Here is a 16,675-nt window from a genome sequence, read left to right as displayed (position 1 = left end):
ATGCGCAGGCACGCACTGATGACGGCCGCCGCGGCCATCCTGGCCGCCGGCTGCACGCTCGCGCCGAAGTACGAGCGCCCCGCGGCGCCGGTGGCGCCCGCCTTCCCCAGCGGGGGCGTCTACGACCAGCAGCCAGGCCCGGCGCAGGACAGCACCGGCGGCACCGTGAGCGCGGGCGCCACGCCGGCGCCGGAGATCGGCTGGCGCGACTTCTTCGCCGATACGCGCCTGCAGCGCATCCTCGAACTGGCGCTGAAGAACAACCGCGACCTGCGCGTCTCGGTGCTCAATATGGAAGCCGCGCGCGCCCAGTACCAGATCACGCGCGCCGCCCTGTTCCCCGCGCTGGACGCGGTGGCCTCGGGCAGCCGTGCGCGCACGCCCGAGAATCTTTCCATCGCCGGCAGGACCATCAGCAGCGAATATTCGGTCGGGCTGAGCGCGTCGTGGGAGATCGATTTCTTCGGCCGCATCCGCAGCCTCAAGGACCAGGCGCTGGCGCAATACCTGGCGCTGGCGCAAACCCGCAAGGCGGCGGAGATCGCGCTGCTGTCGTCGGTCGCGGACCAGTACCTCGCCATGCTTGCCTTCGACGACGCGCTCACCGTCACGCGCAATACGCTGGTGAGCGCGCAGGAGTCGTTCCGCATCACCAAGCTACAGTTCGAGGTCGGTACCGGCTCGGAGCTGGACCTGCGCCAGGCCGAAGGCGTGGTCGAACAGGCCAGCGCCAACCTGGAGTCGCAAAGCCGCCTGCGCGCGCAGGCGGAAAATGCCCTGGTGCTGCTGGTGGGCGAACCGCTGCCGGGCGACCTTCCTCCCGGCCTGCCGCTCAACAGTCAGGCCTTGCTGACGGATATCCCCGCGGGGCTGCCGTCGGACCTGCTGACACGGCGCCCCGACATCGCCGCCGCCGAACAATCGCTGCTGGCCGCCAACGCCAATATCGGCGCGGCGCGCGCGGCCTTCTTTCCGCGGGTCGTGCTCACCGGCAGCGCCGGCACGCTCTCGCCCACGCTGGGCGGCCTGTTCAAGCCCGGCTCCGGCGCCTGGTCGTTCGCCCCGCAGATCACCCTGCCGATCTTCGAAGGCGGCCGCAACATCGCCAACCTCGACCTGGCCCAGGTGCAGAAGCGCATCGAGATCGCCAACTACGAGAAGGCCATCCAGAGCGCCTTCCGCGAAGTCTCCGACGGCCTGGCGGCGCGCGGCACCTTCGACAGGCAGATCCGCTCGCTGGAGCGCTTCACCGGCTCGCAGGAACGCCGGCTGGCATTGTCCGACCTGCGCTACCGCAACGGCGTCGACAGCTACCTGGCCGTGCTGACCGCGCAGACCGACCTCTACAACGCGCAGCAGTTGCTGATTACCGCGCGCCTGCAGCGGCTGACCAACCTGGTGGACCTGTACCAGTTTCTCGGCGGCGGGTGGATCGAACGGGCCGGCGACGCGCCACGGCCAGCGGATGCGCCGGCGGACTACAGCAGCGCGCAGGCGCAGGGGACGTCCACAGCGCCTTAGAAGCGGGGAAGATGTCCGTGCCGGTCCGCGCGCCGCGGGCTTTGAGGCTCCGGGGCCGCGCCTGCCGCAGACCTAGAGGCGCTGGCAGCTATAGGCCTCGGTCCGGTACGGAAAGGCCACGCTGGCCTTGCCGGCCAGTGCCGGGCTGCCGTCGATCACGGCCTGCAGCCGCGCCCGCACCGCGTCCTGTCCGGCGGCGGGCAGCGAGGCGATGAAACTGACCGACATCACCCGGTCGATGATCACTTGCTGCGCCGGCCCGACATGCTCGTAAGGCAGGCTGGCCAGGCCCAGTTCGCCAAACCCTGGGGCGGGAAACACCGCCTTCCAGTCGCCTTTGTAGAAGCGCGGGGCGTCGCCCTCGTAAGGCGTCATGATGGCGGTCAGCTGCGCCACCCAGTCGACCGACTCATCGCGCACGTTCCACACCAGGCCAAGCTTGCCGCCCGGCCGCAGGACGCGTGCGATCTCGGCCATGGCGGCGTGGTTGGCGAACCAGTGGAAGGCCTGCGCGCAGACCACGGCGTCGACGCTGGAATCCGGCAGCGGGATGGCCTCGGCGGTGCCCTCGAGCGCCTGCACGGCCGGCAGCGCGGCGCTGAGCTGGGCGCGCATGGCGGCAACCGGCTCGACGGCGACGACCGTGGCCCCGGTGGCCTGCAGCAGACGGCTGAACTTGCCGGTGCCGGCGCCCAGGTCCAGCACGGTCCTGCCTGCGCGCAAGCCGAGTTCCTGGTCCAGCCAGCCCGCCAGCGCGGGCGGATAGTCCGGGCGTCCGCGGGCGTAGGTATCGGCCTGGCTGGAAAAGCCCTGGGCGGCGGCGTGGTGGATGTCGGTCATGGGTGCGCGGTCTCCGGATGCGGGGAAATGGGCGCTCCGGGCCGAATGCGCTGCGAGGACGGCCCGGGAAGCGGCGGCGCCGGGCGGCGCGCGGTCAAAACCCGGGGAGTCTTGCCGTCGCGGCGGCGGCAAGCCGAGAAATTACGCCGTTCAGGCCGCAATCGCAAGGGCCGGCCGGGTTTTGCGGCGCGCGCATCTCGTGCTACCGTAGCGCAGACTGCATCGGAAGCCCGTGGCTGACCGCCCCCAATTGGACCTCGACAACCTGTTCTTCATTGGTTTCATGGCAGCCGGCAAGTCCACCATCGGCAGGAAGGTGGCGCGCCGGCTCGGACGGCCTTTTTTCGATTGCGACCACGAAATCGAAGCACGCTGCGGCGTGCGCATCGCGACGATCTTCGAGCTGGAGGGCGAGGAAGGCTTCCGCGAGCGCGAAACCCGCATGCTCGACGAGCTGACCCGGCACCGGGGCATCGTGCTGGCCACCGGCGGCGGCGCGGTGCTGCGCGCGGAAAACCGCGCGATGCTGCGCTCGCGCGGCTGCGTGGTCTACCTCAGCGCCTCGTCCGCCGAACTATGGCATCGCGCGCGCCGCAACCAGAACCGGCCGCTGTTGCGAGGCGCCAATCCGCGCGCCACGCTCGAAGCCCTTTACCTGCTGCGCGACCCGCTCTATCGCGAGACGGCGCACCTGGTCATGCCTTCTCACGGCGATAGCGTGGCGAATGCAGCCACCAGGGTGATCGAGCGGCTCGGGCTCGGGCTCGACGGCCAGGCCGGATTGCCGCACACGGATCCGGAGCCAGGCTGACCCGCCGGCGCCGGCGCCGGGAGAGGCCGCCCCGGGGGCATCCATCAATGCTGCATGCCCCAGCGCCGCACCGTCACGCGCTCGAGCGTGCGGAACACCAGGTTCTCCACCAGCAGGCCGATCAGGATCACCATGGCCAGGCCGGCGAAGACGCGGTCGGTGTACAGCTCGTTGCGGTTCTGGAAGATGTACCAGCCCAGCCCGCCCTTGCCCGACGACGCGCCGAACACCAGTTCCGCCGCGATCAGCGTGCGCCAGGCGAAGGCCCAGCCGATCTTCAGGCCCGACAGGATGGCCGGCAGCGCCGCCGGCACCAGGATCAGCAGCACGTAGCGCAACCCGCGCAGGCCGTAGTTGCGCCCGGCCATGCGCAGCGTGGCCGGCACGCCGCGAAAGCCCGCATAGGTATTGAGAGCGAGCGGCCACAGCACCGAGTGGATCAGCACGAACACCAGGCTCTTGCTGCCGAGCCCGAACCACAGCAGCGCCAGCGGCAGCAGCGCGATGGCCGGCAACGGATTGAACATGGACGTGAGGGTATCCAGTACATCGCGGCCAAGCTCGGTGGAAACGGCCGCCGTGGTCAGCACGAAGGCCAGCACGATGCCGCCGGCATAGCCCTGCAGCAACACGGAGAGCGACACGCCCGCCTTGGACAGCAGCTCCCCGTTGCCGATGCCTTCGGCAAACGCGCGCGCGGTGGCAAGGAAGGTGGGCAGCAGCAGGTCGTTGTCCTGCACGCGGGCGATGGCCTCCCACAGGCAGGCCAGCACCACCAGGATCAGGGTCTTGCGCAGCCAGCCCTGCTGCCACAGGCGCTGCGGCCAGGGCAAGGCGCGCGCCACCGGCAAGGCGGTGAAGGGTTCGAGCTTGCGCTCGTATTCGGGGCGCACCACGGTGGTGGCGGCGAGGCTTGGGGTCGCTTGGCTCATGATCGGTCCTGGCGGGCGCTCAGCGCGCCTGCGCGGTGCGTGCCGGCGCGCTCGCCGCATGCGGCGCTTCGTCGAACAGCAGGTGGTGGATGCGCTGGGCGGTGGCCTGGAATTCCGCGCCGCCCTGGCTGGCGAGGTCGTACTGGTGGCTGTTCAGCTCGGCCCGCACGCGGCCCGGATGCGGCGACAGCAGCAGGATGCGGCTGCCCACCACCAGCGCTTCCTCGATGGAGTGGGTGACGAACAGCAGCGTGAAGGCCGCGTCCTGCCACAGCGCCAGCAACTCTTCCTGCATGCGCCGGCGCGTGAGCGCGTCGAGCGCGGCGAAGGGCTCGTCCATCAGCAGTACCTTGGGCCGCATTGCCAGCGCGCGCGCGATGGCCACGCGCTGCTTCATGCCGCCCGACAAGGTATGCGGGTAGGCATCGGCAAACTGCGCCAGCCCTACCTTCTCGAGAAAATGCAGCGCGCATTCCGAGGCCTCGCGGCGCGACATGCCGCGCGAACGCACCAGCGGGAACATTACGTTCTGCCGCACGGTCTTCCACGGCGGCAACTGGTCGAACTCCTGGAACACCACGATGCGGTCCGGGCCCGGCGCGCGCACCGGCACGCCGTCGAGCCGGATCTCGCCCTCGCACGGCGGCACGAAGCCGGCCACCGCCTTGAGCAGCGTCGACTTGCCGCAGCCCGACGGGCCCAGCAGCACGAAGCGGTCCGCCGCGTGCACGTCGAAGCTGACCTGGTGGGTGGCGCGCACCACGCGCTCGGGGGTGCGGTACTCGAGCGAGACACCGTCGACCTGCAACAGCGGCGCGGCGCCCGTGGTCGCGCGGGTGGAAACCACGCGCAGAGGCTGCACGGACATATCAGCTACCTTGTGCGGTGACCGGATCCTGGAAGAAATAGTCCTGCCAGGATTTCGGCTGATTGCGGATGGCGCCTACGCGGTGCATGAACTCGGCCAGCGCGAAGGTGTTCTGCGGCGCCACCTTGAACTGCACCTGCGGGTTCTTCAGGATCCTGACCAGCAGCGCGCGGTCGATCTTGGCCTTGTTGACGCGGATATACAGGTCGGCCGCCGCTTCCGGATTGGCGGTGGCGAACTTCGCGGCTTCGGCCAGCGCGTCGACGAAGGCGCGGTAGGTCTTGGGGTTGTCGTTACGGAATTTCTCGGTGGCGTACAGCACCGTGGCCGAGCTCGGGCCGCCCAGCACGTCGTACGAATTCAGCACGATGCGCGCGTTGGGATTGCCGGCCAGTTCCTGTTCCTGGAACGGCGGGTTGCCGAAGTGGCCGCTGATCTCGGTACCGCCGGCGATGATGGCGGCAGCCGCGTCCGGGTGCGGCACGGCCACCGTCCATTTGTCCAGGCGATTGAATTCCTTGTCGCCCCACTGCTTGGCCGCGGCCAGTTGCAGTACGCGCGACTGCACCGAGACCGACACCGCCGGCAGCGCGATGCGGTCCTTGTCGGTAAAGTCCGCGATGGTCTTCACCTTGGGATTGTTGCTGACCAGGTAGTAGGGAAAGTTGCCCAGCGACGCCACGCCCTTCACGTTCTGCTTGCCGTGCGTGCGGTCCCACACCGTCAGCAGGGGCCCCACGCCGGCGCCGGCGATGTCGATGGCGCCCGACAGCAGCGCATCGTTGATGGCCGCGCCGCCCGAGAGCTGGGTCCACTCCACCTTGATGTCCACGCCCTGCTGCTTGCCGTGCTTCTCGATCAGTTGCTGGTCGCGCGCCACGTTGAGCAGCAGGTAGACCACGCCGAACTGCTCGGCGACGCGGATCTTGCCTTCGGCATGGGCCGCGCCCGTGACCGCCATGCCGGTGGCCAGCGCCAGCGCGACGGCGCCGCGCTGCCAGCGGGCGGGAAAGAAGCGGGAACGAAACAGGGACATGCGGGACACTCCGTTGGATTCTGGACAGGAAGACCGGGTAAGGAAGACGACGGCGCCGCCTGGGCGCCGGCATCGGGGAAAGGCTCAGACCGGCAGGTCGCCCTCGATGGTGGTGCGGTACATCACGCGGCGCATCTCCGGCGGGCAGCCGGCGGCCAGGTGCAGCAGCGAGCGGTTGTCCCAGAACACCAGGTCGTGCGCCTGCCATTGATGGCGGTAGATATGCTCGGGCTTCACGCTGTGCGCGAACAGTTGCGCCAGCAGGTCGCGGCTTTCATCTTCCGGCAAACCTGCGATGCGCGTGGTGAAGTGCTCGCTGACAAAGAGCGCGCGGCGGCCGGTTTCCGGATGCGTGCGCACCACCGGCTGCAGCACCGGCGCCACCTGCGCGATCTGCTCCGGCGTCAGGTTGGGCCGCCACGGGCTGCGCTGCTGCAGCTCGGCGTACTTGGCCAGGTAAGTGTGCTCGGCCTTGCGCCCTTCCACCGCCGTCTTCAGGTGCGCGGGCAGGGTGTCCCACGCCACATGCATATTGGCAAACAAGGTATCGCCGCCTTCGGCGGGCAGTTCCTGCGCATGCAGCAGCGAGCCGAGGCTCGGCTTCTCCTTGTACGAGAGATCGGAATGCCAGAAATGCCCCGCATCACCCAGGCCGATCGGCTTGCCGTCCTTGAGCACGTTGGAGACGATCAGGATTTCCGGATGTCCGGCCAGCTGGAACTGATGCAGCACATGGATCTGCAGCGGGCCGAAGCGGCGGCTGAAGGCGATCTGCTGGTCGGGCGTGATGCGCTGGTCGCGAAACACCACCACGTGGTAGTCGAGATGCGCGCGATGGATGCGTGCGAAGTCCTCGGCCGAGAGCGGCGCGGACAGGTCCAGGCCGACGATCTCGGCGCCCAGCGGGGCATCGAAGGGACGGATCTCGAAAGTGCCGGGGCGGGCTGAAAGCGCTGCGCTGGCTGGCGTGCTCGGCGCGGTGTGGGTTCCAATCGTCATGACGGGCTCGGGGGTACGAAAGTGCGGTCTGATCTATGCGGATCTATGCGGATCTATGCGGACCGGTAGGTGCGGTGCCATGCTCCGGCAAAAGGAGTGCCCCGCACTGCTTGGTTTCAAGCCTTGCACTTTAGTGACCACCGGGTAGTGCGGTCAACGAAGGATAGTGGCGGGTCTTATCTGTTTATCGCATATCGCCTGGCCGATACGCTCAGGATCCCCCGACCTTGCCGTCCACCACGAAGCCATCGCGATTGGGCATGCGCACGCGCGGCAACGAGCGCGCGTCCAGCACGGCGTCGCCCCGCACGATCCCGTTCAGGTAGAGCAGGTAGGCCGTCACCGAATAGACTTCCTCCGGCTTCAGGCTCTGCGGCGCGTTGTAGGGCATGGCCCGGTTGATGAAATCGAACACCGTGGTCGCATACGGCCAGAAGCTGCCGATGGTCTTCAGTGGCGGCTTGCCTCCCTCCTGCGCGTTGTTCAGCGTCCCCTGCCCGCCGACCAGCGCGTCTGCCGGCTTGCCTTCTCCCTTGAGGCCGTGGCACGCGGCGCACTGGCTCTCGTACACCTGCTTGCCGCGCAGGACCGTGCCGCTGCCGGGCGGCAGTCCGGCGCCGTCCGGGGTGACATCGATATTCCAGGCCGCCAGGTCATGCGCGCTGGCGGGCTTGCCGAGATTGTAGGTTTGCGCGTGCGCGCCGCAAGCGGCGAGCGCGAGCAGCCACGCGGCGAGCCGCGGGTGCGATGACTCAGGCGCGTGCATTGGCGACCCTCCCGTCGGCGGACACGCGCCAGGCCTGGATCGCGTTGTAGTGATAGGTGGACTCGTAGCCGCGCTGCGCGACCAGTTGATCGGGCAAGGGCTGCACGTTGCCGGCCTCGTCGACGGCGCGGCTCTGCAGCACCGCGGGGCCGCCATCCCAATGCCACGGCAGGCGAAAGCGCGTGAGCGCGCGGTCCAGCACGGGATCCTGCAATTGCGCCTGGCTCCAGCTGCGCCCGCCGTCGACGCTGACATCGACGCGCTTCACGCGGCCGTGGCCGCTCCACGCCAGGCCGGAGATCTCGTAGAAGCCCTTGTCGCGCAATTGATGGTCGGGTGCGGGAAAGGTGATGACGGACTTGACGTCCATCAGGAAGGTGAACTGGCGCGCGCTGCCGTCGGGCAGCGAATCGGTGTACTTGGAGGTCTCCTCGCGCGTCATGAACGGCGCGCGGCCCAGCTTCAGGCGGCGCAGCCACTTGATGCTCATATTGCCTTCGAAGCCGGGCAGGAACAGCCGCAGCGGATAGCCATGCTCGGGCCGCAGCATCTCGCCGTTCTGCGCGTAGACCAGCAGCGCATCCTGCTGCAGCTTGGCCAGCGGCACGCTGCGTGTCATGGACGCGGCATCCGCGCCTTCAGCCAGGACCCAGGCGGCCTCCGGCCGCACGCCCACTTCTTCCAGCACCACCGAGAGTGGCACGCCGGTCCATTCGCAGCATGACAACAGGCCATGGCTGAGCTGCACCGAGGAGGCGCTGGGCGCGCGCCACTCGCGGCCGGTATTACCCGAGCACTCCAGGAAATGGATGCGCGACACCGAAGGCAGGCGCACCAGGTCCTCCATGGTGAAGATGCGCGGCCGGTCGACCAGGCCATGCACGGCAAGCCGGTGCTGCGCCGGATCGATCAGCGGGATGCCGGCGTGGTGGCGCTCGAACACCAGCCCGGTCGGCGTGATGATGCCGCGCAGGTCCTGCAGCGGCGTCATCGACGAGTTGGCGCCGGGCATCGGTGCCGCGCCGCGGTTGCGGCGGATCACGTTTTTCTCGAAGTCCGAGGGCTGGCCGTAGGCGCGCCACAACACCGGCTCGCCGGGCGTGCGCGACCATGGCGGCACGCTCAACGCCTGCGCCTGCGCCTGCGCCGCCGCGGGCGCGCCGGCGGCAAGCGCGCCGGCGCCCAGGGCACCGGCCGCGCCAAGGCCTGCGCCGTGCCGCAGGAAGCGGCGCCGCGCGAGCTGCGGGGGCATTTTCTTGTTGTTCTCGTTGGTCATTGGCTTTGCTCTTGCGCGTGGGCTCGTGTCGGCGGCGCATCGGAAATGGCGCACTCTAAGCCAGCGCGCACCCGCGCGGAAGGAAGGAAAACGCATGCGCATATGCGCTGCGCCACCGCGCCGCGCCGCACCGGTGCATATGCGCGCAGCCGATAACCAAAGCCAAAAACATTCCTTCTGCCGCGCCGCGGGCGCCGCGTATCTTGGGAGCCGTCGATGAACTTCTCACTGCTTTGCACAGGAACCCGAACACAATGGCACTCACGCGACGAAGCCTGCTTAAACGCCTTGCCTGGTCCGGCCTCGGTGCCGCCGCCGCGTCCAGCCCGCTGAGCGTATTCAGCGCCACCGGCGCCGCCCGCCCGGAAGTGATCCGCATCGGCGTGGCGCAACCCGCCACCGGCACCCCGCCCAGCTTCGCCGGCAGCTCGATGGCCATCGCGCATGCGCGCGGCTGGCTGGAAGAAGCGTTCAAGCCAGCCGGCACGCGCGTCGAGTGGTTCTTCTTCAAGGGCGCGGGCCCGGCGGTGAATGAAGCGCTCAGCACGAAGCAACTGGATTTCGCCATGCAGGGCGACCTGCCCGCCATCGTGGCGCGCGCGGCGGGCCTGAAGACACGGCTGATACTGGCCACCGGCGTGCGCACCAATATCTATATCGGCGTGCCGCCGGACTCACCGCTCAAGACCGTGGCGGACCTGCGCGGCAAGCGCGTGTCGCTGTTCAAGGGCACCAATATGCATCTGCCGGCGCTGCGCCTGCTCGAGGCCAACGGCCTCGGCGAGAAGGACCTGCGCCTGCTCAACCTGGACACCGCCAGCTATCTCGCCGCGCTCACCACGCGCGACCTGGATGCCGCCATCGGCGCGATGGACATCCTGCGCCTGCGCGACAAGGGCGCGGTGCGCATCCTCTATTCGAGCAAGAACCAGTCACCCGTCTATACGCGCCAGAGCCATGTGCTGGTAACCGACGACTTCGCCGGCAAATACCCGGAGGCCACCCAGCACCTGGTCAAGGCCGCGGTGCAGGCCGCGCGCTGGTCCTCCGACGAGAAGAACCGCGAAGACGTGCTGCGCACCTGGGCACGCGCCGGCACGCCGTACGAACACTGGAAGGAAGACTATGAAGGCGAGCCGCTGCGCGTGCGCCTGAACCCCAATTTCGATCCCTTCCTGGTGGGCCGCTACAAGGATGCCACCGAGCAGGCCTACCGGCTGCGCCTGTCGCGCGCCAAGTTCGATGTGGACCAGTGGATCGACACGCGCTTCCTCAAGGCCGCGCTGGACGACCTGAGCCTGCAGAGCTACTGGCCGGTCTACCAGCCCAACGGCAAGATCCTCGGAGCCTGACGCAATGGCGGCCAACGAGACCCTGACGCTGCCCGGGCAGGCCGGCGCGGCCTCCGTAGCGGATATCGAGCCAGGGCGCGCCTGGCGCCCCGGGCGGCAACACCTGGCGTGGCTGCTGGCCTGGCCGTTGCCGCTGGCGCTGCTGCTGGCCTGGTACGTGGCGGCACGCTTCGAATGGATTCCCCCGCAGGTACTGCCCGCGCCCGACGCGGTGTGGCACACGCTGAGCGATCTCTACGCGAGCGGCGAGCTGCAGGCCAACCTGGCCGTGAGCGCGGTGCGCGTGGCCGGCGGCTTTGCCCTCGGCCTGGCCGGCGGCCTCGCGCTGGGCGTGGCGATGGGCCTGTCGCCGAACTTCCGCGACTACGTCTATCCCACCTTCAAGGCCTTCAGCCAGGTGCCGGTGCTGGGATGGCTGCCACTGCTGATGCTGCTGGTGGGCATCGACGAGGCGCTCAAGATCATCCTGATCGCCAAGGCCTCGCTGGTGCCGATCGCGCTCAATACCTACAAGGGCATCCAGAACGTGCCCACGCGCTATATCGAGGTGGCGCGCGTGCTGCGCTTCACGCGCTGGCAGATGTTGTCGCGCGTGGTGTTCCCCGCGGCCGCCGCGCCGATCTGGAACGGCATCCGCTACGGCCTCACGCATGCATGGCTGGCACTGGTGGTGGTGGAGCTGCTGGCCTCGTCCGAGGGGCTGGGCTACATGATCGTGTACGGCCGCCAGCTGTTCCAGCTCGACATGGTGATCGCCGCGGTGATCGTGGTGGGGGTGGTCGGCTTCGCGCTGGACAAGGCGCTGGCACTGGCCGAGGCGGCGGTGCTGCGCTGGCGCAAGCCCGGTCTCTGAAGCAACCGAAGCGAAGGACCCAAGATGACAGAATCGTTTGCGCGCACCCTGCGCACCCTGCGCATTCCCCGGCCGCTGCGCGGCTGGATCCTGCCGCTTGCCCTGGTGGTGCTGTGGTGGGCCGCGGTGCGCTTCGGCTGGAGCACCTCGCCGCTGCTGGTGCCGGTCTCCAAGGTATGGGACACGGCGGTGCAGCAGGTGCGCAGCGGCGCCCTGTTCGACGCGCTGCGCGCCAGCCTGTGGCGCGACCTCGCCGGCTTCGCGCTGGGCGCCAGCGTTGGCCTGCTGTTCGGCGCCGCGCTGGGGCTCTCGCGCCTGCTCGAGCAGGTGGCCGGGCCGACCTTCCACACCGTCAAGCAGATCTCGCTGTTCGCGTGGATCCCGCTGATCTCGGTGTGGTTCGGGCTTGGCGATACGGCCAAGGTCGTGTTCCTCTCGCTGGCGGCCTTCTTTCCGGTGGTGCTCAACACCTTCGAGGGCATCCGCGGCGTGCCGGCCGATCTGCTGGAAGTGGCGCGCGTGCTGAAGTACTCGCGCTGGCAGGTGCTGCTGCGCGTGGTGCTGCCGGCGGCCTCGCCGTCGATCTTCGCCGGCATCCACCTGGCGCTGATCTATGCGTGGCTGGCCACGCTCGGCGCCGAGTACCTGCTGGTGGCCGGCAAGGGCATCGGCAACACCATGGTCGACGGCCGCGAGAACTTCTGGATGGACCTGGTGCTGTTCGGCGTGATCGTGGTGGGGCTGGTCGGCTTCACGCTGAACTGGCTCGCCAGCCGCATCGAGGGTCGCCTGCTGGCATGGCGCGGCCGCTCCGTCGCGGCATTCTAGGAGGCACGATCAGAGAGATCCCGGAGGCGTTGCGCGGCCTTGCCGCACCCGCCTGCACTGTCAGCGGCCGCGCGCCTGGCCGGGCCCGCTTCGCTTCTCTCTGATCGCGCCGCCCACCCAATTCCTCTTCGCACTACCGAACACTTTTCCGGAGAACCACATGGCCCACGCCGGCACGCTCAGCATCGAGCACCTGCGCAAGCAATACCAGGTCAAGGGCGCGCCCCTGCCTGTTCTTGAGGACATCACGCTGTCGATCGCCCCGGGCGAGTTCGTCAGCATCGTCGGCGCCAGCGGCTGCGGCAAATCCACCCTGCTGCGGCTGGTGGTCGGCCTGGAGGAGGACTACAAGGGCGAGATCCTGCTCGACGGCAAGCGCGTGGCCGGCACCAGCCTGGACCGCGGCATCGTGTTCCAGGAGCACCGGCTGTTCCCGTGGCTGACGGTGGAGCAGAACATCCGCATGGCCCTGCTCAACGCCAACCTCACCGAGACCGACAAGCGCCGCACCGTGCGCGAGCATATCGAGCTGGTGGGCCTTGCCGGCTTCGAGACCGCCTTCCCGCACCAGCTCTCCGGCGGCATGTCGCAGCGCGTGGCGATCGCGCGCGCACTGGTCACGCGCCCCGAGATCCTGCTGCTCGACGAGCCGTTCGGCGCGCTCGACGCGCTCACCCGCGCCTATCTCCAGCAGGAGCTGCACCGCATCTGGCAGGCCGAGGGCATCACCATGATCCTGGTCACCCACGACGTGGAGGAAGCCATCTACCTGGGCGACCGCGTGGTGGTGATGGAGCCGCGCCCGGGCCGCATCCGGCGCATCCTGCCGGTGCCGCTGGCACACCCGCGCGACCGCGCCTCCGCGTCCTTCGCGCGCGTCAAGGACGATGTGCTGCAGGAGTTCACCGGGCGCCCGGCCGATCTCGCCGAAGCGCCGATCAAGCGCGAGCCGGATGTGGACGCCACCCGGCTGCCGCCCCATATCCGCTTCGCGATCTGACGTACCCGCCGCACGCAAGATACCCACAGGAGAATCTCATGACCCAGCAGCAAGCCGCAACGCAAGTCGAACTCGACATCCACCCGGTAGCCGGGCGCATCGGCGCGGAGATCCGCGGCCTGCGCCTGGCGCCGGATCTCGATTCCGCCACCTTCGGCGCCGTGCGCGCGGCCCTGCTGCGCCACAAGGTACTGTTCTTCCGCGGCCAGGATCACCTGGACGATGCCGCGCAGGAAGGCTTCGCCAGCCGCTTCGGCACGCCGGTGCCCCATCCCACCGTGCCTTCGCGCGACGGCACGCGCTTCCTGCTCGAACTCGATTCCGAGCACGGCGGGCGCGCCAACTCGTGGCATACCGACGTCACCTTCGACCTGGCCTATCCCCAGGTTTCGGTGCTGCGCGGCGTGACCATCCCGGCCGCCGGCGGCGACACCGTATGGGCCAACACGGCCGCCGCCTACCAAGATCTGCCCGAAAGCCTGCGCGAGCTGGCCGACCGCCTGTGGGCGCTCCACACCAACGACTACGACTACGCCGCCACCCGCAACACGGTCAGCACCGAAGCCATCAAGCGCTACCGCGAGGTCTTCACCTCGGCCATCTACGAAACCGAGCACCCGGTGGTGCGCGTGCACCCGGAAACCGGTGAACGCACGCTGGTGCTGGGGCACTTCGTCAAGAAGCTGCTGGGCTATTCGGCCTCCGACTCGCAACACCTGGTGGCCGTGCTGCAGGACCACGTGCACCGGCTGGAGAACACCGTGCGCTGGCGCTGGCGCGCGGGCGACGTGGCGATCTGGGACAACCGCGCCACCCAGCACTACGCCATCAACGACTACGGCGATGCCAAGCGCGTGGTGCGGCGGGTCACCATTGCCGGCGATGTGCCGGTCAGCGTGGACGGCCGGCACAGCATATCGGTCAAGTCGGGTGCCCCGAAGCACGGCGAATCCGCCAACCATGCGGGGGCCGCCCGCGCCGCTGCGTAAGCGGCCCGGACCGATCCCGGAGTCATCGATGAGCCAGACAACACCGCGGCGCCAGCTCAGCCTGGGCGCCTTCCTGCAAGCCACCGGCCACCACGTGGCCGGCTGGCGTCACCCCGGCGCCGAGCCCGATGCCGGGCAAAGCCTGGCCCACTATGTGCGGCTGGCACAGCGCGCCGAGGCCGCCGCCTTCGACACGATATTCCTGGCCGACGGCGTGGCGATCCGCACGCTCGACGACACCACCCTGCCGCGCAGCGCGCGTGCCGCCACCTTCGAGCCGCTCACGCTGCTGTCGGCGCTGGCGGCGGTGACGCAGCGCATCGGCCTGGTGGCGACCGTCTCCACCACCTACAACGAGCCCTTCCACGTGGCGCGCAAGTTCGCCTCGCTCGACCACCTCAGCGGCGGGCGCGCCGGCTGGAACGTGGTCACCTCGTGGTCCGACGCGGAAGCACGCAACTTCAGCCTCGACAAGCATCCCGAGCACGCCGACCGCTACGCGCGCGCCGAGGAATTCGTCGACGTGGTGACGGGCCTGTGGGACACGTGGGAAGACGACGCCTTTCTCTACGACAAGGACAGCGGCCTGCATTTCGACGCGGACAAGCTGCGCGCGCTCGATCACCATGGCAGGCACTTCCAGGTGCGCGGCCCGCTCAACGTCTCCCGCCCGCCGCAGGGCCATCCGGTGATCGTACAGGCCGGTTCGTCCGAGGCCGGCCAGGAACTGGCCGCGCGCACCGCCGAAGTCATCTTCACCGCGCAGCAATCACTCCAGGACGCGCGCGCGTTCTACCAAGGTCTCAAGGGCCGGATGGCGCGTTATGGCCGCTCGCCCGACCAGCTCAGGATCATGCCCGGCGTGTTCCCGGTGATCGGCCGCAGCGAGGCCGAGGCAAAGGAAAAGTTCGAGGAGCTGCAGAGCCTGATCCACCCGGCCGTCGGCCTCGCCCTGCTATCGCAGAACCTCGGCGGCGTGGATCTGTCAGGCTACCCGCTCGACGGCCCGCTACCCGACGACCTGCCCGAGCCCAACGGCGCCAAGAGCCGCTTCCAGCTGGTGACGGGCCTGGCCCGCAAGGAGGGGCTGACGATCCGACAGCTCTACCTGCGCGTGGCCACCGCGCGCGGGCACTGGTCCATCCACGGCACGCCGCAGAGCATCGCCGACCAGCTCCAGGCATGGTTCGAAGGCGGCGCCGCCGACGGCTTCAACATCATGCCGCCGTGGCTGCCGGGCGGACTCGATGACTTCATCGAACTGGTGTTGCCCGAACTGCGCCGCCGCGGGCTGTTCCGCGAGCGCTACGAAGGCACCACGCTGCGCGAGCACCTGGGGCTGGCGCGGCCGGTGCATCCGCGCGCGGCGGCGCAACAGCGGGCGGCGTAGGAGGCCGGTTCAAGAAGCGCCGGGCGTCGTTGCGCGGCCTTGCCTTGCCCGCTCTCCTGGCCGGGACCGCTTCGCTTCATCCAGGACAAGCTCCAAGGCAGGAAAGGCGGAAAAGCCGGAAAAGGCGGCGAACGCCGCCGTCCGTCCCCGGAAACGACAAAGGCGGCCCGCAGGCCGCCTTTGTCGCTACACCGGGAGGAAGACTCTCAGTGCACCATCATGTTGCTGTTCATGTTGTGCATGATCCACAGCGAACCGGCGACCACGATCACCAGGATCAGCGCGGTGAAGGCCAGGGCCATCACGTTCCAGCGCTGCTCCGAGGAGCGGTCCATGTGCAGGAAGTACACCAGGTGCACGACGATCTGCACCACGGCCAGGCCGAGGATGACGGCCAGCGTGGTGGCGCCGTCCAGCGTGCCGCCCATCACCAGCTTGAACGGGATGACGGTCAGGATGACCGCCAGCACGAAGCCGATGACATAGCCCTTGACGCTGCTGTGGCTGGCGCCGCCGGCGCTGGTGCCATGCGCGCCGTGGCCGGCGGTCGAGACGTTGCTGTGTTCCATTACATCGCTCCCATCAGGTAGACCACGGTGAACACGCCGATCCAGACGATGTCCAGAAAGTGCCAGAACAGCGCGAAGCAAGCCAGGCGCTTGTTCATGGTCGGCGTCAGGCCCTTGCGGGCGATCTGCCAGATCAGCACGGCCATCCACAGCAGGCCGCTGGCCACGTGCAGGCCGTGGGTGCCGACCAGCGTGAAGAACGACGACAGGAAAGCGCTGCGGCCAGGGCCCGCGCCTTCGGCGATCATGTGATGGAACTCGTTGATTTCCATGCCGATGAAGGCCACGCCGAACAGGAAGGTGATGGCCAGCCAGAACTGCAGGCGGGCCTTCTGGCCGTTGTGCAGGGCGACCATCGCCATGCCCGAGGTCAGGCTGGAGAACAGCAGCAGGAAGGTCTCGACCAGGACGTAGTTCAGTTCGAACAGTTCCTTGCCCGAGGGGCCGCCCGCCACTTCACCGCGCAGCACCGCGAAGGCGGCGAACAGACCGGCGAAGATGATGCAGTCGCTCATCAGGTAGACCCAGAAGCCGAACACGGTGTTGGCGCTGGTGTCGTGATGGGCGTGGTCGTGCGAATGGTCATGGGCATGCGCCGGGGCGGCATGCGCGGAATGACGGTCTAGGACTTGTGTAGACATAGGT

The 16,675-nt window shown here is 68.7% G+C and carries 17 protein-coding genes; 8 read left to right on the top strand and 9 right to left on the bottom strand.

From position 1 onward, the window contains the following. Window positions 1-1,521, top strand: coding sequence for an efflux transporter outer membrane subunit (locus tag AC1DKV_RS01245; RefSeq protein WP_441615095.1), 1,521 nt, complete (start codon window positions 1-3; stop codon window positions 1,519-1,521). 72 nt (window positions 1,522-1,593) lie between these two features. Here AC1DKV_RS01245 and AC1DKV_RS01240 read toward each other — a convergent pair whose 3' ends face one another. Beyond that, the gene (locus AC1DKV_RS01240; RefSeq protein WP_441615097.1) at window positions 1,594-2,361 is read right to left on the bottom strand and encodes a class I SAM-dependent methyltransferase; all 768 of its coding nucleotides are present in this window, start codon (window positions 2,359-2,361) and stop codon (window positions 1,594-1,596) included. A gap of 283 nt (window positions 2,362-2,644) precedes the next feature. Between AC1DKV_RS01240 and AC1DKV_RS01235 the strand changes: the two genes are divergently transcribed. Further along, on the top strand, window positions 2,645-3,172 hold the full coding sequence (locus AC1DKV_RS01235; RefSeq protein ID WP_441615115.1) for a shikimate kinase: 528 nt from the start codon (window positions 2,645-2,647) through the stop codon (window positions 3,170-3,172). Window positions 3,173-3,216: 44 nt separating this feature from the next. Here the strand turns inward: AC1DKV_RS01235 and AC1DKV_RS01230 are convergent, their stop codons facing one another. From AC1DKV_RS01230 to soxC, 6 genes are all read right to left on the bottom strand, one after another. After that, the gene (locus tag AC1DKV_RS01230; protein ID WP_441615099.1) at window positions 3,217-4,104 is read right to left on the bottom strand and encodes an ABC transporter permease; all 888 of its coding nucleotides are present in this window, start codon (window positions 4,102-4,104) and stop codon (window positions 3,217-3,219) included. A gap of 19 nt (window positions 4,105-4,123) precedes the next feature. Next, entirely contained in the window at window positions 4,124-4,972 is an 849-nt protein-coding gene (locus AC1DKV_RS01225; RefSeq protein ID WP_441615101.1) for an ABC transporter ATP-binding protein, read from the bottom strand. A gap of 1 nt (window position 4,973) precedes the next feature. After that, window positions 4,974-6,008 (bottom strand): ABC transporter substrate-binding protein, encoded by a 1,035-nt coding sequence (locus AC1DKV_RS01220; protein ID WP_441615103.1) that lies wholly within the window; start codon window positions 6,006-6,008, stop codon window positions 4,974-4,976. An 84-nt stretch (window positions 6,009-6,092) separates the two neighbouring features. After that, complete coding sequence (locus AC1DKV_RS01215) at window positions 6,093-7,007, bottom strand: TauD/TfdA dioxygenase family protein (RefSeq protein ID WP_441615105.1); 915 nt, start codon at window positions 7,005-7,007, stop codon at window positions 6,093-6,095. A gap of 211 nt (window positions 7,008-7,218) precedes the next feature. Then, entirely contained in the window at window positions 7,219-7,773 is a 555-nt protein-coding gene (locus AC1DKV_RS01210) for a c-type cytochrome (protein ID WP_477137352.1), read from the bottom strand. Continuing rightward, on the bottom strand, window positions 7,760-9,049 hold the full coding sequence (soxC, locus tag AC1DKV_RS01205; protein ID WP_477116008.1) for a sulfite dehydrogenase: 1,290 nt from the start codon (window positions 9,047-9,049) through the stop codon (window positions 7,760-7,762). Before soxC ends, AC1DKV_RS01210 begins: the two co-directional genes overlap by 14 nt. A 254-nt stretch (window positions 9,050-9,303) precedes the next feature. Between soxC and AC1DKV_RS01200 the strand changes: the two genes are divergently transcribed. The 6 genes from AC1DKV_RS01200 to AC1DKV_RS01175 all read left to right on the top strand — a co-directional run bounded on the left by AC1DKV_RS01200 (window position 9,304) and on the right by AC1DKV_RS01175 (window position 15,461). Further along, a complete protein-coding gene (locus AC1DKV_RS01200; protein ID WP_441614342.1) occupies window positions 9,304-10,401 on the top strand; it encodes an ABC transporter substrate-binding protein in 1,098 nt (365 codons plus the stop codon). Between the two features lie 4 nt (window positions 10,402-10,405). Beyond that, complete coding sequence (locus AC1DKV_RS01195; RefSeq protein ID WP_441614340.1) at window positions 10,406-11,254, top strand: ABC transporter permease; 849 nt, start codon at window positions 10,406-10,408, stop codon at window positions 11,252-11,254. A 24-nt stretch (window positions 11,255-11,278) separates the two neighbouring features. Further along, window positions 11,279-12,082: an ABC transporter permease gene (locus AC1DKV_RS01190; RefSeq protein WP_441614338.1), complete on the top strand. Its 804-nt coding sequence runs from the start codon at window positions 11,279-11,281 to the stop codon at window positions 12,080-12,082. 160 nt (window positions 12,083-12,242) lie between these two features. Next, entirely contained in the window at window positions 12,243-13,082 is an 840-nt protein-coding gene (locus AC1DKV_RS01185; RefSeq protein WP_441614336.1) for an ABC transporter ATP-binding protein, read from the top strand. A 38-nt stretch (window positions 13,083-13,120) separates the two neighbouring features. Then, window positions 13,121-14,071: a TauD/TfdA dioxygenase family protein gene (locus AC1DKV_RS01180; protein WP_441614334.1), complete on the top strand. Its 951-nt coding sequence runs from the start codon at window positions 13,121-13,123 to the stop codon at window positions 14,069-14,071. Window positions 14,072-14,099: 28 nt separating this feature from the next. Beyond that, window positions 14,100-15,461, top strand: coding sequence for an LLM class flavin-dependent oxidoreductase (locus AC1DKV_RS01175; protein ID WP_441614332.1), 1,362 nt, complete (start codon window positions 14,100-14,102; stop codon window positions 15,459-15,461). A gap of 206 nt (window positions 15,462-15,667) precedes the next feature. Here AC1DKV_RS01175 and AC1DKV_RS01170 read toward each other — a convergent pair whose 3' ends face one another. Together AC1DKV_RS01170 and cyoC are read right to left on the bottom strand one after the other, a co-directional pair. After that, window positions 15,668-16,030, bottom strand: a complete 363-nt coding sequence (locus AC1DKV_RS01170; protein WP_441614330.1) for a cytochrome o ubiquinol oxidase subunit IV — start codon at window positions 16,028-16,030, stop codon at window positions 15,668-15,670. Beyond that, complete coding sequence (gene cyoC / locus AC1DKV_RS01165; protein ID WP_441614328.1) at window positions 16,030-16,671, bottom strand: cytochrome o ubiquinol oxidase subunit III; 642 nt, start codon at window positions 16,669-16,671, stop codon at window positions 16,030-16,032. The genes AC1DKV_RS01170 and cyoC overlap by 1 nt, the downstream gene beginning before the upstream one ends. Window positions 16,672-16,675 lie beyond the last annotated feature (4 nt).

The sequence above is a fragment of the Cupriavidus sp. 05T41 genome (genome assembly GCF_056396525.1).
This window is presented reverse-complemented; position numbering and strand designations above follow the sequence as displayed.